The 18,324-nt window shown below is 68.2% G+C and carries 18 protein-coding genes; 6 read left to right on the top strand and 12 right to left on the bottom strand.

From position 1 onward, the window contains the following. Positions 1-49 precede the first annotated feature (49 nt). Positions 50-1,666 (bottom strand): hypothetical protein, encoded by a 1,617-nt coding sequence (locus tag ACN28I_RS40205; RefSeq protein WP_420947181.1) that lies wholly within the window; start codon positions 1,664-1,666, stop codon positions 50-52. A gap of 125 nt (positions 1,667-1,791) precedes the next feature. Then, positions 1,792-2,760 (bottom strand): pirin family protein, encoded by a 969-nt coding sequence (locus ACN28I_RS40200; RefSeq protein ID WP_420947180.1) that lies wholly within the window; start codon positions 2,758-2,760, stop codon positions 1,792-1,794. A gap of 49 nt (positions 2,761-2,809) precedes the next feature. On the opposite strand from ACN28I_RS40200, the gene ACN28I_RS40195 reads away from it, so the two are divergent. Further along, positions 2,810-3,349: a DUF1697 domain-containing protein gene (locus ACN28I_RS40195; protein ID WP_420947179.1), complete on the top strand. Its 540-nt coding sequence runs from the start codon at positions 2,810-2,812 to the stop codon at positions 3,347-3,349. Between the two features lie 9 nt (positions 3,350-3,358). On the opposite strand, the gene ACN28I_RS40190 is transcribed toward ACN28I_RS40195, so the two are convergent. Beyond that, positions 3,359-3,790 carry a nucleotide triphosphate diphosphatase NUDT15 gene (locus ACN28I_RS40190; protein ID WP_420947178.1) on the bottom strand — a complete coding sequence of 144 codons (432 nt, stop codon included), beginning with the start codon at positions 3,788-3,790 and terminating at the stop codon, positions 3,359-3,361. A gap of 141 nt (positions 3,791-3,931) precedes the next feature. Between ACN28I_RS40190 and ACN28I_RS40185 the strand changes: the two genes are divergently transcribed. Then, positions 3,932-4,819: a TIGR04222 domain-containing membrane protein gene (locus ACN28I_RS40185; RefSeq protein ID WP_420947177.1), complete on the top strand. Its 888-nt coding sequence runs from the start codon at positions 3,932-3,934 to the stop codon at positions 4,817-4,819. Positions 4,820-4,832: 13 nt separating this feature from the next. Here ACN28I_RS40185 and ACN28I_RS40180 read toward each other — a convergent pair whose 3' ends face one another. Continuing rightward, on the bottom strand, positions 4,833-5,627 hold the full coding sequence (locus ACN28I_RS40180) for a hypothetical protein (RefSeq protein ID WP_420947176.1): 795 nt from the start codon (positions 5,625-5,627) through the stop codon (positions 4,833-4,835). A 202-nt stretch (positions 5,628-5,829) separates the two neighbouring features. Between ACN28I_RS40180 and ACN28I_RS40175 the strand changes: the two genes are divergently transcribed. Together ACN28I_RS40175 and ACN28I_RS40170 are read left to right on the top strand one after the other, a co-directional pair. Then, positions 5,830-6,930, top strand: coding sequence for a hypothetical protein (locus ACN28I_RS40175; RefSeq protein WP_420947175.1), 1,101 nt, complete (start codon positions 5,830-5,832; stop codon positions 6,928-6,930). Between the two features lie 25 nt (positions 6,931-6,955). Beyond that, positions 6,956-7,816: a hypothetical protein gene (locus ACN28I_RS40170; RefSeq protein ID WP_420947174.1), complete on the top strand. Its 861-nt coding sequence runs from the start codon at positions 6,956-6,958 to the stop codon at positions 7,814-7,816. Here the strand turns inward: ACN28I_RS40170 and ACN28I_RS40165 are convergent. From ACN28I_RS40165 to ACN28I_RS40140, 6 genes are all read right to left on the bottom strand, one after another. Continuing rightward, positions 7,789-8,829 (bottom strand): WD40/YVTN/BNR-like repeat-containing protein, encoded by a 1,041-nt coding sequence (locus ACN28I_RS40165; RefSeq protein WP_420947173.1) that lies wholly within the window; start codon positions 8,827-8,829, stop codon positions 7,789-7,791. The two genes, ACN28I_RS40170 and ACN28I_RS40165, sit on opposite strands and share 28 nt — an antisense overlap. Positions 8,830-9,082: 253 nt before the next feature. Then, positions 9,083-9,532 (bottom strand): hypothetical protein, encoded by a 450-nt coding sequence (locus tag ACN28I_RS40160; protein WP_420947172.1) that lies wholly within the window; start codon positions 9,530-9,532, stop codon positions 9,083-9,085. Between the two features lie 24 nt (positions 9,533-9,556). Continuing rightward, positions 9,557-10,135, bottom strand: a complete 579-nt coding sequence (locus tag ACN28I_RS40155) for an HD domain-containing protein (protein WP_420947171.1) — start codon at positions 10,133-10,135, stop codon at positions 9,557-9,559. Positions 10,136-10,323: 188 nt separating this feature from the next. Continuing rightward, complete coding sequence (locus ACN28I_RS40150) at positions 10,324-11,580, bottom strand: M20/M25/M40 family metallo-hydrolase (protein ID WP_420947170.1); 1,257 nt, start codon at positions 11,578-11,580, stop codon at positions 10,324-10,326. Between the two features lie 144 nt (positions 11,581-11,724). Beyond that, positions 11,725-12,384 (bottom strand): PAQR family membrane homeostasis protein TrhA, encoded by a 660-nt coding sequence (gene trhA, locus ACN28I_RS40145; RefSeq protein WP_420947169.1) that lies wholly within the window; start codon positions 12,382-12,384, stop codon positions 11,725-11,727. Further along, the gene (locus tag ACN28I_RS40140) at positions 12,381-13,202 is read right to left on the bottom strand and encodes a fatty acid desaturase (RefSeq protein ID WP_420947168.1); all 822 of its coding nucleotides are present in this window, start codon (positions 13,200-13,202) and stop codon (positions 12,381-12,383) included. The genes trhA and ACN28I_RS40140 overlap by 4 nt, the downstream gene beginning before the upstream one ends. 81 nt (positions 13,203-13,283) lie before the next feature. Here ACN28I_RS40140 and ACN28I_RS40135 point away from each other — a divergent pair, with 81 nt between their 5' ends. Continuing rightward, the gene (locus tag ACN28I_RS40135; RefSeq protein WP_420947167.1) at positions 13,284-13,922 is read left to right on the top strand and encodes a TetR/AcrR family transcriptional regulator; all 639 of its coding nucleotides are present in this window, start codon (positions 13,284-13,286) and stop codon (positions 13,920-13,922) included. A gap of 65 nt (positions 13,923-13,987) precedes the next feature. Further along, positions 13,988-14,617 carry a glutathione S-transferase family protein gene (locus ACN28I_RS40130; RefSeq protein WP_420947166.1) on the top strand — a complete coding sequence of 210 codons (630 nt, stop codon included), beginning with the start codon at positions 13,988-13,990 and terminating at the stop codon, positions 14,615-14,617. 34 nt (positions 14,618-14,651) lie between these two features. Here the strand turns inward: ACN28I_RS40130 and ACN28I_RS40125 are convergent, their stop codons facing one another. Next, positions 14,652-16,025: an FAD-binding oxidoreductase gene (locus ACN28I_RS40125; RefSeq protein ID WP_420947165.1), complete on the bottom strand. Its 1,374-nt coding sequence runs from the start codon at positions 16,023-16,025 to the stop codon at positions 14,652-14,654. Between the two features lie 255 nt (positions 16,026-16,280). Next, positions 16,281-18,212: a hypothetical protein gene (locus ACN28I_RS40120; RefSeq protein WP_420947164.1), complete on the bottom strand. Its 1,932-nt coding sequence runs from the start codon at positions 18,210-18,212 to the stop codon at positions 16,281-16,283. Positions 18,213-18,324: the final 112 nt, after the last annotated feature.

Below are 18,324 nucleotides of genomic sequence, written 5' to 3'. Positions count from 1 at the left end.
TCTAATACCCACCGCTCCCCTGGGGAGACCCCACTTCCGGGGAGCGTGCTCAACGGCACAGAGGCGGCGAGGAAGCGCTCGCGCTGGTGGCGAGGAGGCCGAGGAATTCGCTCGCCTGGGGCTCATTCCCGCTGGACCAGAGCGCGGACTCGGCCCAGCACTGCACCCAGGAGGTGCCCCAGTCCGCCGGCAGCGTGCTGCACTGGCTCCGGCGCCAGGCGCCACGGGCCTCGGCGTCCCGCTGTACCGCCGCCACCACATGGGGCGTGAGCTGCGTGATGAAGGCGTCCGCATAGGCCTGGACGGGAGGCAGCTCCAGCGGATCCTCCGAGAGCCCTCCGGGCCGGAAGCCCACGTGCTCCTGGTCCTGGAACTGCAGCGTTCCCGCGCCCTGGGCGGGGGCGGTGGACCCCGGAGTGCTCGACTGGAGCGTGAAGCGGTAGTCCGACGACCAGCGGTAGGTCCACACGGAATAGGTGAAGGTGTCGTAGACGTCCTCGAGCACCGTCTCGGGCGTGTTGGACAGGTTCTTGCGCGCCGAGCTGAGCTCACTGAGGGCGCTCGAGTAGTCGCTGGAGGCATCGCTGGCTTCGCCGCAGATGCGGCTCTTCTTGTCCTCGGGCGCGGGGCAGCCGACGCAGCTCGCCTCGTGCGTGTGCTTCGCCTCCTCGCACGCGGCCTCCTTCTCCGCCTTCCGCTTCTCGGTCCGCTCCACGGCGCTCTCGGCGAGCGAGACGCGATCCAGGGCCCTGCCGTACTCGGGATTGTCCACCTGCCGCGTGCCGCTGACGTAATCCAGGTTGCGCACGTCCTCGGAGACGGTCTCCACGGCGCGCTGGATGAGCGCATCCACCCAGACCTGGAACACATCCGGCTGGCCGGGCAGCGTTCCGGTGGACGCACACCGCGCCCAGGACGGCAGCTTCGAGGACATGCGCTCACACAGGCCAGAGAGCCCCTCGGCGACCCGGGGCGCCATCGAGCCTCTGACATGGGTCACGACGGGGATGGCGCTCTGGGCGAGGAAGCCCTTCCGAGCCATGTTGACCCGCGAGGCCATCTGCGGGTCGGGCGCGAGGCACTGCGCCGCGGACATCAGCACGGAGGAGGCTCCGTGAGAGCCCTCGCCCCGTGCGGTGGTGGCGAGGTCCGCGAAGCGCGAGGAGAGCCGGGCCGCGTTCTCCGAGAGGAGCGTCTGATAGCTGGGAACGGGGAGCTGGTGACCGCGGGACTGGAGGCAGGCCAGTCCGGCCACGGCCGTGGCCAGCGGGCCGTCCGCCTGCCATTTCGCGCAGCGCTCCACCTGGAGCTGGCTGGCCTTCTCGAGCAGCGTGTTGACCTCGGCGTGCTCGGGGATGAGGTCCTTGGCCGCCAGGAGCGGAGGAAGGCACCGGTCGAGCTCGCCCGCCTCGCACGGAGGACGCGCGGACTCGAGGGCCTGGTCCGTGGCCTTCTGCGCGAAGAGGGGGAAGCGGCCACACGCGTCCTTGTCATCGGGAGCGGCGGCACAGGCGGTCCGGTAGGCGCGGGCCGCGGTCATGAAGTCACCGCGCACCGCCGCCTCCCTGGCCTGGGCCATGGCCTCACGGTACGCGGTGTTGCAGCCACTCGAGGCGAGCAGCGCGAGGAACAACGAGAAGCGCGACAGCAGGGAATGGACACGCATGTGGATGAGAGAACGCTGGAGGAAAGGCACTGCGTGGATGCCTGGACGCCGAAGCAGGCGATTTATTCAGCCCCGTGTCCCCGAAACCTTCCCGCATTCTACCCTGCCCCGGAGGTGGAGCGTGTTCACCCCTTGTCCAGCACACCGCTCCGGTAGTCCTGGATGGCCTGGTGGATCTCCGCCTCGGTGTTCATGACGAACGGACCGCGCTGGATGATGGGCTCCCGGAGGGGCTTCGCCGCGGCGACGAGCACCGCGCTCCGCTGGTTCGTGGCGCGGACGCGGAGCCGCTTGCCAGGACTGAAGATGGCGAGGTGGCCCGCGCGCACCGGCTTCGGCTTCGCCTCCGGACCGAAGCTGACCTCCCCGCCGTAGACGAACGCGAAGGACGTGTGCCCCTCCGGCAGCTCGAGCTCGAAGGGCTGGTCATCCTCCAACGTCAGGGAGAAGAGGACCGGCTGCGTCGGACGCTCGCGCACGGGGCCCGCGAGACCGTTCGGCCTGCCCGCGATGACCCTCACCCTGCTCCCCGCGGACGAGAGCGTGGACTCGGCGAGCTGCTCCGGCCCGAGGTCCTGGTAGGCCGCCGGGCACATCTTCTCCTTGGCGGGCAGGTTGAGCCAGAGCTGGAAGCCAGACATCAACCCCTGCACCTGCTCGGGCATCTCCGAGTGGATGATGCCGCGCCCCGCCGTCATCCATTGTGAGCCGCCGCCCCGGATGAGCCCCGAGTTCCCCCGGCTGTCCCGGTGGCGCATGTGGCCATCGAGCATCACCGTCACCGTCTCGAACCCGCGGTGGGGATGGGACGGGAAGCCGGCGATGTACGCGTTCGGGTCGTCCGAGTGGAAGCGGTCGAGCATCAGGAACGGATCCAGATTCCGCAGCGCGGACTGGCCGATGACGCGCGTCAGCCGCACCCCCGCCCCATCCGTCGCCGGGACGCCCGCCAGCGTCTGGAGCACGGTCCGGTCGGAGGTGGGGATGTACGCGGGAGCCTGCGACGCGGACTCGGTTCCGGAGCGGCATCCCGCCGCCAGGGCCACCGTCGCCAGCATCGAGTCGAGGAGGAACTGTCGGCGCGTCGTTCTCATGGACGGGGGGATGATAGCGCAGGTTCCGCGTGTGTTAGGACCCGGGCCCATGGCCAGGTATGTCGCACTGCTGCGTGGGATCAACGTGGGTGGGAACAAGAAGGTCCCGATGGCGCGGCTCCGGGAGCTGATGGAAGGACTCGGCTACACCGGTGTCGCCACCCTTCTCCAGAGCGGCAACGCCGTCTTCACGAGCAAGGAGAAGAGCCCGGCGAAGGTCGGCAAGCAGCTCGAGGCGGCCATCGCCCAAAAGTTCGGCTTCGAGGTCTCCGTCATCATCCGGACGCGGGACGAGTTGGAAGCGGTGATCAAGGCGAACCCCCTCCCCGGTGCCGAGGACGCCCCCTCCCACTTCCTCGTGACGTTCCTGTCCGACGTCCCGGATCCGAAGCGGTTCGAGCAGATCGATCCGGCGGCCTACCTGCCGGACGAGTTCCGCCTGGTCGGGCGCGAGATCTACGCCCGGTTCCCGAAGGGCATCGGGGAATCGAAGCTGGCCACCGTGCTCGGCGGAACGCGCCTGGGAGTCACCCCGACCGCCCGCAACTGGAACACCGTCACGAAGCTCCTGGAGCTCGCCGACGGCTGAGGCCGGGAATCAGTCCCGCGTGTAGAAACGTCCCTGGAGAAGACACGCCACCCCACGCCGGCTCGCTTCGAAGTGGGGCTCGGGAAGCTGGCGAGGGTCGTACCAGCCCCATCCCGCGCACTTGTCAGGCTCCATGACCGTCGGCTCTCCACGGAACTGGTTCGCATACAGGATGACCGAGATGTGGTGCCTGCCGGTCTGCCTGAAGGTCTCGAGATTGTTGGTGAGGGCGATGACCTTCGGGTCCATCAATTCCAGACCCGTCTCCTCCCTCACCTCCCGGATGGCGCCCTCCTCGAAGGTCTCGCCCGTCTCCAGCAGCCCGCCAGGAATGGAGTAGAAGCCCTCCTGCCAGCCTTTGCGCTGGCCCAGGAGGATCTGCTCCCCACGTTGGATGATGACCCCCAACCCGACGGACGGACGCTCCGGTTTCCCGCTCATGTGCCCAACTCCTCGGTGGGAGGTCAGCAGCCGCTGCCTCGTTATCACCGTTGCTCCGGGACGAATGCATGAATCCTCCGCGGCCACCCCCCCGTGACACGGCCCCGGCTTTTCCTGGAGGATGTGTGCCAGGAGCATGGAATGAACCCTCTGGATTGGACCGGACCGCAGTTCCTCATCGCCTATGCGGTCTTCCTCGTGGCGGTGTGCCTGGCGGGGCTGCTCTGGCAGTACCTGCTCAATCAGCCATCGCGGACTCCGGAGCCCCATGAGCTGGACCTGGGGGCCTACGAGGTCGCCGTGCTCGACGACGCGGACACCGCGGTGAAGGCGGCGGTGCTGGCGCTCGTGCATGGCAAGTCGTTGAACTACGAGGCGGGCACGCTGTCGGTGGCCACGGCGCTGCCCGCGAAGGCCGCCCCCCTGGAGCGCGTCATCCATGCCGCGGTGTCCGTGGGAGAGGGAGAGTTCCACCAGTTGCGCGAGGCCGCGCGAAGGGAGCTGAAGCAGTTGGAGGAGTCACTCCGGCGCCGGGGTTTCCTCCTCACGCCCGAGCAGAGCGCCCGGGTGCACCACCTCCCCCGCGTGCTCTTCGGCGTGGCGCTGGGCCTGGGAGTGCTGAAGCTCTTCGTGGGTCTGGACCGCGACAAGCCGGTGCTCTTCCTGGTGATGGAGCTCATCGTGGGCACGGTGCTCGGCATGGTCGTGCTGGGAAGCACTCGCCGGCGCACGCCCCGGGGCACCAAGGCGCTGGAGTTGCTCCGGGCGCGGCACGAGCCCCTGCGCACGACGGCCTCCACCGGGGGCACGGGCCAGACGCTGAGTGCCGGCAACCTGGTGCTGGCCGCGGGCCTCTTCGGCCTGGGCACGCTGTCCCTCATGGACGTCCACCCCCTGCGCTCCTACCTCATGCCCGAGAACGGCCTGGGGAGCGGCGGCGGCGGTGGTGGCTCCAGCAGCAGCAGTTGCTCGGGAGGTGGCAGTAGCTGTAGCGGAGGCTGCGGAGGTTGTGGAGGAGGCGGGGATTGAAACGCCCCGCGCTTCAGGAGCCCGTGGGTGCAGGGCGCTCCAACGTGTTCCTCAGGACCTGCACCGCCCGGGCCGGATAACGCTCCATCCGGTGCGCGAGCTGCTCTTCCGCGAAAGAGAGGAGCTGCCGGGCACAAAGGCCGGGCTCCAGCAGCAACAGCCGGTGGAGCGTCCGCCCCTGCTCGGGAAACTCCCGTTCGAAGCGGCGGAACGGGTCGAGGTTGTCGAGCTGGCTCTCGCGCCCCCTGGGCAGACAGTGCACCAGGACGGGCAGCAGATGACCCAGCGCATGCTGCTTGATGAAGGAGGAGCCGCTGAGCACCTCGCCGCGCGCGGTACGCCCCGAACCGACCAACAGCGCCGACAGGAAGAGCGCGAAGGAACGCTCCACGTCGAGGAAGGAGGCCTCGGCGGTGGACTTCGTCTGCAGGTGCCGCAGGTCTGCCTCGACGTGCGCGCGGTCGAGCAGCACGCGATAATCGTTCACCCTCGCCAGGTGCAGTTCGGCTCCGTCGAAGATCGCGAACTCCAGCAGGTGGCCATCGTCCTGGAGCACCTTGAGCCCATGCGCCGTCTCGCGCACCTTCAGGACGATGCGCTCGCTGTCGGGCAACCAGCTCAGGTCCTGGCGGAACGACTCCTGTACACCCGCGACCGTGATGACGAAGAAGTCATGATCCGACCACGCGTCTGGCGTACGCCCGCGCTCGGCCATCGACCCCACGGCGACCAGTCCCAGCACGCGCGCATCGGACTCCAGCCGGGCTCGCAGTCGTTGGGTGAATGAACGGTAGGAATCCAGGTCCATGGGGGCTCGGGGAAGGGCCGTCCGACGTTACCAGCCCGCCCAGCCCGAGGGACACGTCTCCTCACGGCACAGCCCCGCACCACGGGGCCCGTCAGCCGAGCGCACGGGAGGGAGCACTCCGAAGCGGGGTGGGGGTGCTTTTCGCGAGAAAGTGCAGGATGCTCGCCGGTCGACCCACCTCCCCTCGACCCGAGGTTCGTGCATGAGAAAACCGTTCGCCCTGCTGTCGCTGCTGGCCCTGACGTCCACGGCGTGTCCCGGTGTCGTCGAGCCGCCGGACCCCGGCCCGGTGGATCCCGGCCCGACGGAGGACTTCGCACTGGACCCCGTCCCTCAGGGGCAGGGGTTCCAGTTCATCACCCGGGAGACCGAGGTTCCCCAGGGCGTCGAGCAGCAGGACTGCTACTTCTTCAAGGCGGGGGAGCTGGCCGCGGCCAACGGCATGCCCAACGAGCCGATCAACCTGCACCGCATCCAGATTTCCCAGCGGGATGGCTCGCACCACATGAACATCTACCGGGTGCGCACCATCGTGGGGCTGGACCCGGCCAATGGCGCCTTCCAGCCCGCCGCCAACGGGTCCGGTCCCTGCTTCAACAGCGCCAACTGGGCGGACTGGCCCCTGCTGGCCAACACCCAGCAGGATGGGACCATCGACTGGACGTATCCGGAGGGGGTGGCCAACGTCATCCAGCCGGATGAGTGGCTGATGTTGCAGTCGCACTTCGTCAACGCCTCCACCCAGAAGACGCCGCAGAACTACGGCAAGGTGTGGGTGAACTTCTGGGCGATTCCCAAGGAGCAGGTGAAGCACGAGCTGGGAACCATCTTCGCCACCAAGCAGTCCATCCGCGTCTGCACGAAGAACCCCACGCCCACCTTCGATGGTGTCTGCAATCTCAACAACAAGGCCCCCGTGCAGATCATCGGGGCCAACGGCCACTTCCACAGTCGGGGCAAGGAGTTCCGCATCTACGCCTGGGATGGCATGAGCCTCGAGCGGCCCCCGGAGGACCAGCGCTTCTACACCTCGGAGGTGTGGGACGATCCGCCCATGACGCGCTCGCCCGAGCTGGACCGCACGCTGCCCGCGGGCAGTGGTGTCTGGTACACGTGCAACTACGAGTGGACGCCTCCGCCCGTGGGCTGCGCGGCCCTGGATGCGTTCGACAAGGAGAAGTACTCGACCCCCGACCAGCTGCTCGACTGCTGCTACACCTTCGGACCGCAGGTGGATCAGAACGAGCACTGCAATGCCTTCATCTATTACTACCCGAAGCAGGACAACGTGAACTGCTTCTGACAAGGCCGCAATGCGAGTGCATCTCATGAGGTATGTTCCCGCCGTCCTGCTGTCGCTCTGTCTGGTCATGAGCTGTGACCCGGATGGCGACGACTCCACCCAGGACGCGGGGACCGAGCAGGACGCTGGCACGGGCCAGGACGCGGGGACCGGGCAGGATGCGGGCACGAACCAGGACGCTGGCATCATCCCTGACGCGGGCTCGACTCCCGATGCGGGCGCGGGTGAAGACGCGGGGACCACCACTCCCGACGCGGGCTCGACTCCCGATGCGGGCACGGGTGAAGACGCGGGGACCACCACTCCTGACGCGGGCTCGACTCCTGACGCGGGTACCCCTCCCGACGCGGGCACGATCGAGACCCCCTGCGGCATCCCCTACCTGGGAGATCCCAATGGAGCGCTCGACTTCACCATCACGGCGCTGGGGCCTGACTTGAGGTCGTCACCCCTCACCACGGGGAGCACCCTCACGGTCATCGAGCCCATCCAGGGCGGGCGGGTGTCGTTCGTCGGAGTGCGCGACGTGGTCAACATGGACCCTTGTGGTGTGAGCCTGCTGGGCGCGCTGAGGAATCCCGAGACCGGCAGGGTCGTGCTCGACTCGCGGACCGTCAACTTGCAGCGGAGTCCGGAGGGCAAGGGCTCGAGCACCGACGCGGACGACGCCTCGTTCTCCAACATACCGCTGTGCCCCAACCAGTGGTCCAACAAGGACATCTACGGCCAGGACTACGAGCTCGTCGTCATCCTCAAGGATCGTCTGGGCAAGAAGTCCCTTCAGAAGACCCTCACCGTCCGGCCCGCCTGCAACGTGCCCGGGGAGGATGCGTTCTGCCGGTGTATGTGCAAGGCGAACTACGTATTGGGCTCGCCCTGCCCGTAGCGCCGGCGTAACAGGATGAGCCAGAGCAGCGGGGCCAACCCCGCGCTCCCGGCCGCGGCACCGCACCCCTCCGGCTTCGGAGGGGTTTCCCCATCGGGCGTTCCAGCGTCCGGTGGGGTGGGTGAAACCTGTGCACCGAGCTGCTGGGCGAGCTGGGGCCAGAGCCCGGTGCACCGCTCCCTCACGGGCGTGCCCACCGGGCACTGGTGGACGCCCTGGACGTCGCGGAGGCTGAAGCGGGGCTCCCACGAGGTGCCCTCGTCGGTGCTGCGCGCCAGGGCCCACTCGTGCAGCCAGGTGGAGCCGCAGGCGTAGAGCTCGCCGCCCACGCGCGTCACGCACGCATTGCCCGTGGGCAGGGACAACGGGAGGAAGGACTCCCCCTCGCGCCCCCGGTAGAGGTGATTGTAGGTCGCCACCCAGGAGGTCCGGCCATCGGCCGAGACGTCCATGTTGACGAGCGGGTCTTCCTGCTCCAGCACGGACGTGAGCGTGCGTCCGCCATCCTCGCTGCGCAGCACGGCGTAGCGGATGTTGCCGGCCGTGTCCCGCGAGGACACGCGCATCCACAGCACGTCTGGATTGGCCGGGCTCACCGACAGCAATTTCAAGTCATACGCCCCCTCGAGCCCCGAGGGGAACGTTTGAGGCAGGTCCTCCCACGTCTCGCCCGCGTCGCCGCTGCGGAAGAGGTACATCGCATAACCCACCCAGCCGCTGACGTAGAGGCGCTTGGGGTCGGAAGGCGCCACGCGCACCGTGGAGAAGACGGCCTCGCGCCTGAGCGGGGTGGGCGTCCACGTCTCCCCGCCATCCTCCGAGCGGTACAGGAAATTGGTCACCGCGGGCCTTCCCGTGGCCACATAGAGAAGGGAGTCATCCGTGGGGTGCTCGGCGAGGCTGCTGACCCAGGCGTCCTGGAACGCCGGGGAGGGAGCCCAGGAGCAACCGCCATCGCGCGAGCGCAACAGCGCCTTGCCGGTGGCCGTGAGGAGCTCCCCCTGGACAGCCACACGTAGCTCTCGGGAATCCAACTGCCGTAGCCCATGGCCTCGGCGCACACCCAGCGCCAGGACTCGCCGCTGTCGCGGGAGATGAGCGTGCCCCGGGTGAAACCCATCAACTGGTCTTCGGGGTGTCCCCGGCGCGAGGTGTAGCTCTGGGTTTCCATCAAACCTCCGTGTGCATGCACGGAGGGGGCGGACAGCACGCCCAGACAGGCGAGGAGTCTCCAGGAGGCCATGGCGTGGAGCTTCATGGATCGCCCTATTCGAGGACAGCGCCCTGTTGAATCCACCGTTCCAGCGAGTCGAGCTCCTCCTGGGGAAGAGGCGTGCTGCGCTGGGGCATGCGCTCCCCACAAGCGCTCGGAGCACACGGCAGGCCCGAGAAGTCACCCGTCACCTTGCGCAGCAGGAAGCTTCCCGAGGGATTGCCCGGGTCCACCAGCGGCAACGAGGGCTCTCGGACGCTCCGGGCCTTCAATCGCTCGAGGAGCGCGGCGGCGTCCCCCGTGCCGGTGGTGAGTTGCACATGGCCCGCCGGCTGGGCGGTGCCGTGACACCCCGAACCGAAACCGCATGAGCCCTGGAAGAGGGGAACCACGTCACGGCTGAAGGTGGGGCGCTCCTCTTCCGTCTCCCCTCCCCCGCCGCACCCCCACACCAGCATCGATCCACCCAGAACGAGCACCCAGCGCATTGGTCGCGTCTTCATGCGCCCCAACCTACCAAACGCGACTCAGGCACCGAACCAGCCCTTCTGGCGAGCCTCGTCGAGACGGGCCTCCAGATACTCCCACAGGGCCGGACAGCCCGCCTTGATCGGCGGAGCGATACGGCGCACCACCCGCTCATGGCTGACACCGTTCTCGCGCCAGCTTTGACCCTCGTTGGCCAGGTTCAGCAGGACCGGCATGGCCCGGTCCACGGCATGCGCGAAACGGGCCTCTGGCGTCTCTCCCTGCTCGAACTCCCGCCACAGCGCCAGGAAGGCCGCGCCTTGCGGTTCCGGCAGCAGTCCGAAAATCCGCTTCACCGCCGCCAGCTCGGCCGCCTTGCGCTCCTCCCAGCCACCTTCGGCGTACACCAGGGTGTCCCCGGTATCGATCTCGCCAATGTCGTGCACGAGCAGCATGCCGATCACCCGGTGGATATCGATCGCGGACCCGGCGTGGTGCGCCAGCGAGCTGGCCAGCATCGCGATCTGCCAGCTGTGCTCCGCGGAATTCTCGTAGCGCTCGAGGCCCAGCGGACGGGTCTTGCGTGTCACACCCTTGAGCTTGTCCAGCTCCAGAATGAAGTCGATGATCCGTTGCATGTCGCGCCTCCAGGCGGCATCTGAGCGGCCCCGGCACCCTACTACGGCGGCCCTCCCGCGCGAGACCGCGGAGATGGACAGCCCCGGCTCGGCGCCGGGAGCCGCGGATGGGTAGACTGCTCAGGTCGAGCCGGGTACACGATGACCTTGGCGGATGACCCGCTTTGGCCTGGGATGGGGGTGCCGCATCACAGCCGCACGAGCAGCTCGCGGAGGATGGAGAACCCCTGCCGGAAGTCTTCCAGCCGGGCCTGCTCATTGGGTGCGTGGTAGTACGCCATCTCCCCGAAGCCGGTGATCTGCACATCGCAGCCCTGGCGTTGCAGGTCCCTCACCAGCGGCAGCGAGCCGGTGAGCGAGAACGGGGTGGGCGCCACGCCGCGCACCGCCTGCATCGCCTCCTTCAAAGCCTGGAGGCCCGGCGAGTCCAGCCGGCACGCAATGCCTTCCATTCCACCCCCCTGGAAACGGAACTCGAGCGAGCCGCGCTTCCCCGCCGCCGTGCGGGTGCGAGGGAAGCCGGGGATGGCCTCGTCGCGCTCGAGGCGGGCATCCAGCTCGCGCATGAACTTCGTCACCTCCTCGCGCACCTCCTTCAGGTCGTAGAAGGGGGTGAGGCGGAGGTCTCCGCGCAGGGTGACGTCGGAGGGAATCTTCGACTCCTTGGTGTTGGAGCCCTCCACCACGGTGGCCTTGAGGCTGGAGGAGGACAGGAAGCCCCATGTCTTCTCGTCCTCGGTGGGGGGGAAGCGCGCGTGGAACCAGCGGGCCAGCTCCAGCGACGCGGCCATGCCCAGCTCCAGCGCGTTGACGCAGTTCTGCGGCATCCCCGAGTGCCCCCCCACGCCCGTCACCTTCAGCTCCCACAGCGAAATGCCGCCCGTCCCCAGCGTGGGGCCGAAGTTGGCGCTGTCCAGCCAGTACACCGGCTCGCCCGCCAGGTCCTTCAGCCGCCCCTGCTCGGCCACGTAGCCCAGGCCCAGGCCCGGCAGGTCCGAGGACTCCTCATTGGAGATGAGCACCACCTTGAGAGTCCGGCGCGGGCGCACGCCCCGCTCGGCGAGCTGCGCCAGCAGGTCCGTCAGCACCGCCACGTGGCCCAGACAATCGGTGACACCGCGCCCGTAGAGGACGCCGCCGGGCCCCTCCCAGAGCGCGAAGGGATTGCGCTCCCAGCCCTCGCCCTTCTGGTCCGCGGGGACGACGTCGAAGTGCGCGCCCACGAAGCCGAGCGAGCCCTCGCCCGAGCCCTTCACGGTGAGCACCAGACAGGGCCGTGACTCGTTGCCCAGAGCCGCCAGCGACTCGGCCTGGATGAAGCCACTCTGGAGGTGCGGCGCGAGCGTCTCCAGCACCACCTGCGCGGCGAGCCGCTCCTCGGGCACCAGCCCCGCGCCCGGGTTGTTCTGCAGCCTCGGCGTCAGGGCGATGAGACGCCGAAGCACTTCCAGGAAACGGTCTTCACGGAGCGAGAGCGCGTGCATGGGCGCGGATTGGACCCCAGGCCTCCGGCGAAGTCACCCACCCACTTTTCTTTCACTGCTCGGCCAAACCGCCCAGGCCGTAGAGAGAACAGCGGCGTTGGACCTTCAGACGGGAGCGGAGCGGACCAGTTGGAGCACCACGATGAAGTGGAGCCCCGCGCCGACGATGGTCAGCGCGTGGAACACCTCGTGGTAGCCGAACACCCCGGGCCGCGGGTTCGGCCGCTTCAAGGCGTACGCGACCGCGCCCAGCGTGTACGCCACCCCGCCCGTGAGGATGAGCGCGAGCTGCGTCGCGCCGAGCGAGCGGTACGCCTCGCCCATGAAGGGCACCAGCGTCCAGCCCACCCCGACGGCGAGTGCCGCCGTAATGACCTTGGGCGCATTCACCCAGAACAGCGACTGCAACACCCCCAGCAGCGCGCCGGCCCAGATGGCACGCAGCAGGCTGTTGCCGGACGCCTCCGGCAGGCCAATGAGTGCCACGGGCGTGTAGGTGCCCGCGATGAGGATGAAGATGGACGCATGGTCCATCCGCCGCATCCACACCCGCGCCCCCACGGACCAGTTCACCCGGTGGTACGTCGCGCTCACCGTGAACAGGGTGACGAGGCTCACGGCGAACAGCGCCGCCCCCGTGGCCGCCCGTGCACTCGGCGCCATGGAGACGAGAACGAGCCCCGCCCCCAACGCCACGGCGGCCGCGAACTGGTGCAGCACGCCCCGCATCCGGGGCTTCTCGATCGCGATCTCTGCGGCACTCATGACCGTGCCTCGGCTTCGACGGACTCCATCATCACCGGCACAACCTTGGCCGTGGCCGCCGCCTCGCTCCGCGCGCGCGGGATGAGGTAGGCGCGGTTGATGCGGGCCAGGCCCAGTTTCTCGAGCACCACGCACGCGCCGTAGCCCAGGTCCACCTCATGGCGGTGGTGCGAGAAGGACGCCGAGCCGGGGTAGGCATGGTGGTTGTTCTGGAAGCCCTCGCCGAAGATGAGCCACGCGGCGAAGTGGTTGTTGCGCGAGTTGTCGGCCGTCTCGAAGTTGCGCGGGCCCACCGCGTGGCCGAGCGAGTTCACGAGGCCGCCCTGCACGGGGTGACTCATCATCCCGAGAAAGTAACACGCCCCCAGCAGCCAGCCCACGCCGAGCGCCAGACCGAGCCCCACCACGCCGTGCGCCACGTAGGGGAGGTACCAGCGGTTCGTGCGGTTGAGCACGTTGAGCGGGAAGTCGAGGTCCCTCGCGTACCGGGTGTAGGCCGGGTCATTCTTCAGCAGCCCCACGATGACGCGCTTGTAGCCGCGGAGCTGCTCCAGGGCGATGCCGGCGAGGCCCACGTTGAGCGGCGAGTGGGGATCCAGGGGCGTGTCGGAGTGCTCGTGGTGCAGCCGGTGCATGACCACCCACGCCTTCGGGTCCAGGCCCGTCAACCAGTTGCCCCCGAGGATGAGCCACCGGCGCAGGACCGGGTGCAGCTTCACCGCCTTGTGCGCGAGCCCCCGGTGGTAACCCACTGTAATCGTGAGGATGTTCAGCAGGTACGCGATGGCGAAGACAGCGATGCAAGCGGCGAGGTACACGGGGACTCCCTCTCTCACGGCGGGTTACCGCCGAGTAGGTTTCGGTTCGGTAACCTACCCAAACGTAGGTTCGAGGTCAACGTGGCCAAGAAACAACGCCTTTCGGGTGCGGAGCGCCGGGTGCAGTTGATGGAGGTGGGGCGGTCGGTGTTCGCCTCGCACGGCTACGAGGCGGCCTCCATCGAGGAGATCGCCCACAAGGCCGGGGTGTCCAAGCCCATCGTCTACGAGCACTTCGGCGCGAAGGAGGGCCTGTACGCGGCCATCGTGGACCGGGAGATGGACAACCTGGTGGCGCGCATGTCGGAGAGCATCGCGCAGGGCACCCCGCGCGAGCGCTTCGAGGCCGCGGTGATGGCCTTCATGACGTACGCGAAGGAGGAGCCGGCGGGCTTCGCCGTGCTCACGCGCGACTCGCCGAACGACGAGGCCCGGCGCGGGCTGACGCGCGTCATCGACGACCTGGCCCAGCGCGTGGGCGACATCTTCCAGAGCGAGTTCGAGCGCGCGGGCTACAACCCGAAGGTCGCGCCCATCTACGCCAACGCGCTCGTCGGGATGGTCACCCAGGTGGGGCAGTGGTGGGCGTCCGAGGGCCGCTCCTTCTCCATCGACCACGTGTCGCGCCACGTGGCCGCGCTCGGCTGGATGGGGCTGCGGCACCTGCCGAAGGACCCGGTCCCGCCCGCCGCCCGGAGTGGCACGAAGCGCCGGGGCTGAGGTAGTGGAGGCCCTCCGCCACCACAATCGGGATAGGGTGGCGGCAAACCCCAGAGGAGAAACCCATGTCCGACGAGCTCGTCTTCTATACCAACCCGATGTCGCGTGGCCGGATCGTGCGCTGGATGCTCGAGGAGGTCGGGCAGCCCTATCGCACCGAGCTGCTCGAGTACGGCACGACGATGAAGGCGCCCGCCTATCTGGCGATCAACCCGATGGGCAAGGTCCCCGCGGTGCGCCACGGCGACACCGTCATCACCGAAGCGGCGGCCATCTGCACCTACCTCGCCGATGCCTTCCCGCAGGCGGGCCTCGCCCCCGCGTCCGGCAGCCGCGAGCGCGGCCCCTACTATCGCTGGCTGTTCTTCGGCGCCGGCCCTGTCGAGTCGGCGGTCACCAACAAGGCCATGGGCTTCCAGGTCCCGTCCGAGCGGACCGGGACGGTCGGCTATGGCAGCCTCGAGGCGGTCCTCAACGCGCTCGAGGGCGCGCTGTCGCGTGGCGACTACCTCGTCGGTGACCGCTTCACCGCCGCGGACCTCTATGTCGGCGCGCAGCTCGGCTGGGGCATGCAGTTCGGCACCATCGACAAGCGCCCGGTCTTCGAGCGCTATGCCGAACGCCTCAACAACCGCCCCGCCGCCATCCGCGCCCGCGAGATCGACGACGCCCTGGCGGCGAAGGCGAAGAAGTAGCTGACCCGCCGGCTCCTACCGGAGCTGAGGGCACTCAGTGCACCGAGGCCCCGGAGCCGGGCGTCTGCTCCCCAATCCCGAGCGCCGCCCGGCACGTCTTCGTGTAGAGGTCGCGGAAGATGTTGTCCGGGTCCGTCATCTGCTTCACGGCCTGCCAGGTCTCCTTGTTCCAGATGCTCCAGAAGGTCTGCTCGTCGTAGTAGTTGTACGAGATGAGCGTCTTGGTGCCGTTGACCCGCTGCAGCTCGTCCTCGAATTCCTTGTAGAGATTGCGGCCGGGCTGCTGCGGGAGCCCGTAGACCGCGAGGTCCAGGAACAGGGGATCCTTCACGCCGGACCACCAGCGGGGCGTCTGCCACTCGTAATCCCGCATGCGCCGGTAGGGCACGCACCACACCGGGTAGTAGTGCATCTCGCGGTGGTACCAGTCCATGAACTCGGCCGTGCGCGAGAAGGGGATGAACACGTCCACGATGACCGGCGGGTTGTTCTTGGGCAGGAAGCGGTGGAAGCGGTCCGCGGCCCTCAGCACGCTGTCCGAGTGCACCAGCTTGCCGAACAGCGCCCGGCCCACGAGGCTCCTGGGCGTGACGTGGGTGACGCCCCGGTCGTAGCGGTAGAGGTAGTCGTAGAGCGTGAGGTAATCCTCCTGGAGGCGCGGGATGCTCTCGCAATACGCCTTGAGCCAGTCGTAGCGGCTCACGTACGGAGCGCGCTCCGCGAAGCGGCCCACGCACAGCACGTGCTTCGTCGGGGAGAAGATCTGCCCGTCGAGGTAGTCCGCGTCCTGGGTGGTGAAGTAGCGCCAGATGGCTTGTTGAAAGGCCTCGAGCGTGGCGTACGTCTCGTATGTCACGTGCACGTAGGGCGCGGCGCGGATGAGCTTGAACTTCAGCTTCGAGAGCACGCCGAGCGTCCCGAACGAGCCGTGGATCATCTGGAACACGAGCGGGTTCTCTTCCGGGGAGCAGCGCAGCACGTCTCCCTTCGCGGTGATGATCTCGTATTCCAGACACGTGTCGTGGAAGCCCCCGTCCCGGAAGGACATGGACTCGATGGAGCACCCCGCGACGGCGCCGCCGATCGTGATGGTCTTGTGCTCGGGGACGATGATGGGAATGAGCCCGTAGCGCCACGTCGCGCGGACCACCTCCTCGAAGGTGACCGCGGGCTCGGCCGTGCACGTCATCGCCACGGGATCGATCTCGAGGATCTGATCCAGGTCACTCAGGTCGATCTTCTCGTCGCCGCGCCGCTGGTCGTAGCGCTTGGGCACCTGATGCGGAGGTGTCTTCTTCTTGAAGGACACGGGCCGCCTGCTCGTCCGCTGCCGCAACTGCCGCGCGATCCGCTCGATCTTCGCCTCGTGACGCGTATCGCGCCGGGCGGGTCCCTCAGGCAAGAGCACGTCAGGCGCCGACTCCATTTGCATTTTATTCCTCCACCGCCTGAAGGTGGGGGAGTTCCCGTTGTCTGGGGAGGCAGCGACCGCCGGGCCGGCCCTCGCCCGCCAGGTTGCTCAGGAGGCGCCCTGCGGTGGACGCAGGCGAACACGTCCAAGCTGTTCCACGACGCGGCCCCCATGCTGGAGCGGCTCGCCCAGGGAGCCCCCCTGCCCCACCTGCTGGTACTTGAATGGCACAGTCGGGCAGGGAGGCGCGGCTCAATCGATGAGCGTGGTCTGCCCGCCGCACTCGCAGACGCGGGCCCGCGCGAAGTAAGCGCCCCGGCGCAGCTTCGCGCCGCAGCTGGAGCAGTAGTAGCGCCCGCAGAGCACGCACAGGTGCCAGCGGTGGAAGGCCGAGCTGGGGATGGTGCCGTGCGTCGTCTGGCACGTGCCGCACTGGAGGCCCTTCGAGGCGGAGCCCCACCAGTTCAGGACGCCCGGGTTCGGCGTGAGCTTGCGCGCCTGGACCGTGTTGCGCAGGTACAGCTCGATGGCGGCGCAGAGGGCCATCTCCTCGGCGTGGATGAGCGCCTCGAGGGCCTTTTGCTTGTCCGCGGCCCTCGCGAGGATTTCCTCACTGTGCCGGCGGATGTGGCCCGCAACGGCCAGCGCGTCCTCGGCGTGGTTCTTGAGGAACGTCTCGGCCTGCTGCTGCGTGTACTTGCCGCTCGGGTAGGCGAACGTCTTGCCCATCTGGAGCGGGTCCAAGGCGTAGTCCAGCTCCCTCCGCGGGTACTCCCCCGGGAAGCCAATCGTCCGGGCGCAGTAGTCCCGGAAGCCGGTGAGGATGGCCTGGGTGAAGCGCAGGATGTCCCTGTCCTGCCAGTTGCGGTTCTTCTTGAGCTCGTCGGCGAAGCCGTGGGTGATGACCGAGTACGCGGCGATGCGCACCAAGTGGGGCGCCGGGTAGTCCTGGCTCGTCGTCACGTGGAGCAGGTGCTTGTGGGCCTTGGCGCGCTCCACGCTGACGCCGCCGGTGTAGGCCGGGTGGCCGGTGCCGAGCACGTCCTTGATGTAGTCGTCGTGCCAGTAGGTGTCGCCGATGTCTCGCAGGATGAAGCCGGCGAACTCCGCGCCATTGAAGCCGACGATGAAGTTCTGCGCATTGGCCGAGGAGTGGATGAGCCCGTAGTCCAGGAACATGCGCGCCTTGGCCCGGCCACACGGCAGCGCGAAGTTCTCCAGCCAGAACTGGCAGTCCTCCGCCCCATCCCTCCCGCTGAACGCCCCCCCGTTGTAGGGGATGGCGTGCCCGGGGATGTACGCCTCGCCGTCCCGCATGCAGGACAGGTCGCGCACCTGGAAGCCGTCGCGCCGCTCCGTGCCGTCGATTTCGCACAGGGCGGTGATGGTCAGCAGCTCGATCTGCACCCGGTACGTGTCATCCCGCTGCCGCACCGGCCGCTGCTGCTCCACCTTGCGGATGACGCTGGAGCGCACGATGGCCATCTCCGAGTTGGCCTCCAGCACGTTCTTCTTGAAGGGCTCCTCGAAGGCGCTCCCCACGTAGGAGACGCCCGTCTTCACCGAGTAGAGACGCGAGGGGCTGGCATCACCGGCCGCCGTCCTGCCCTCCGGGCCACAGAACTTCCCCAGGTCGCCGCCGACGACGGTGGCGAAGCGGCGGGAGGCGCGCCTGGCGTCGCTCCACTCCACCTGGTTGACGCAGGCGGCGTTCGCGACGCCATTGGGCCTGCGCTCGGCATCCCAGGAGACGTTGTCCGCGGCCTCCGGCAGCTCGCTGGGAATCAATGTGAAGCAGCTTCGCGACGCGCTGCTCCAGCGCCGCAGCACGCGCACCTGCTGGGAGAGGAGCGTTGTCTTGGGCGCCACCAGGTTGTCGGGGCAAATGCTCATCCCCACGGCGGAGTCCCATATGTTGTAGGGGAAGCGCACCTTGCACTGCCCCTTCGTGCCGTCGATGACGAAGAGCCTGAGGAGCCACGGGTGCTCCTTCTCCAGCCCCTCGATGGCCGTGATTTCAATGGAGGGGCCCTGGGCCTCCCAGAGCGCGAACTGCTTCTCGGCGTCCGGCTTGGCGTACTTCGGGTTGTTGGCGAGGCACTCGTTGGCGACCCAGTCCGTGCGCTCCGCGTTGAGCAGCGCCGCGAGCCAGCCCGAGACGGCGTTGATACTGATAGGAGGCATCCAGTCATCCTTTGCGAAGAGCCTCCGGCACCCTAGCAGGGAAAGGTGCGCCGCTCATACCCGCGGTACGCCCCGACCCGCGCTCAGAGCCACAGGAGCACAGCTTCCAAAT

Origin of the sequence: Archangium gephyra (genome assembly GCF_049060025.1) — a bacterium.
Taxonomy (GTDB): domain Bacteria; phylum Myxococcota; class Myxococcia; order Myxococcales; family Myxococcaceae; genus Archangium; species Archangium gephyra_A.
This window is presented reverse-complemented; position numbering and strand designations above follow the sequence as displayed.

What these genes read in the sequence shown, in the direction of transcription:
- ACN28I_RS40205 (WP_420947181.1), bottom strand. Translation starts at nt 1,666, where the DNA reads ATGCGTGTCCATTCCCTGCTGTCGCGCTTCTCGTTGTTCCTCGCGCTG.
- ACN28I_RS40200 (WP_420947180.1), bottom strand. Translation starts at nt 2,760, where the DNA reads ATGAGAACGACGCGCCGACAGTTCCTCCTCGACTCGATGCTGGCGACG.
- ACN28I_RS40195 (WP_420947179.1), top strand. Translation starts at nt 2,810, where the DNA reads ATGGCCAGGTATGTCGCACTGCTGCGTGGGATCAACGTGGGTGGGAAC.
- ACN28I_RS40190 (WP_420947178.1), bottom strand. Translation starts at nt 3,790, where the DNA reads ATGAGCGGGAAACCGGAGCGTCCGTCCGTCGGGTTGGGGGTCATCATC.
- ACN28I_RS40185 (WP_420947177.1), top strand. Translation starts at nt 3,932, where the DNA reads ATGAACCCTCTGGATTGGACCGGACCGCAGTTCCTCATCGCCTATGCG.
- ACN28I_RS40180 (WP_420947176.1), bottom strand. Translation starts at nt 5,627, where the DNA reads ATGGACCTGGATTCCTACCGTTCATTCACCCAACGACTGCGAGCCCGG.
- ACN28I_RS40175 (WP_420947175.1), top strand. Translation starts at nt 5,830, where the DNA reads ATGAGAAAACCGTTCGCCCTGCTGTCGCTGCTGGCCCTGACGTCCACG.
- ACN28I_RS40170 (WP_420947174.1), top strand. Translation starts at nt 6,956, where the DNA reads ATGAGGTATGTTCCCGCCGTCCTGCTGTCGCTCTGTCTGGTCATGAGC.
- ACN28I_RS40160 (WP_420947172.1), bottom strand. Translation starts at nt 9,532, where the DNA reads ATGAAGACGCGACCAATGCGCTGGGTGCTCGTTCTGGGTGGATCGATG.
- ACN28I_RS40155 (WP_420947171.1), bottom strand. Translation starts at nt 10,135, where the DNA reads ATGCAACGGATCATCGACTTCATTCTGGAGCTGGACAAGCTCAAGGGT.
- trhA (WP_420947169.1), bottom strand. Translation starts at nt 12,384, where the DNA reads ATGAGTGCCGCAGAGATCGCGATCGAGAAGCCCCGGATGCGGGGCGTG.
- ACN28I_RS40130 (WP_420947166.1), top strand. Translation starts at nt 13,988, where the DNA reads ATGTCCGACGAGCTCGTCTTCTATACCAACCCGATGTCGCGTGGCCGG.
- ACN28I_RS40120 (WP_420947164.1), bottom strand. Translation starts at nt 18,212, where the DNA reads ATGCCTCCTATCAGTATCAACGCCGTCTCGGGCTGGCTCGCGGCGCTG.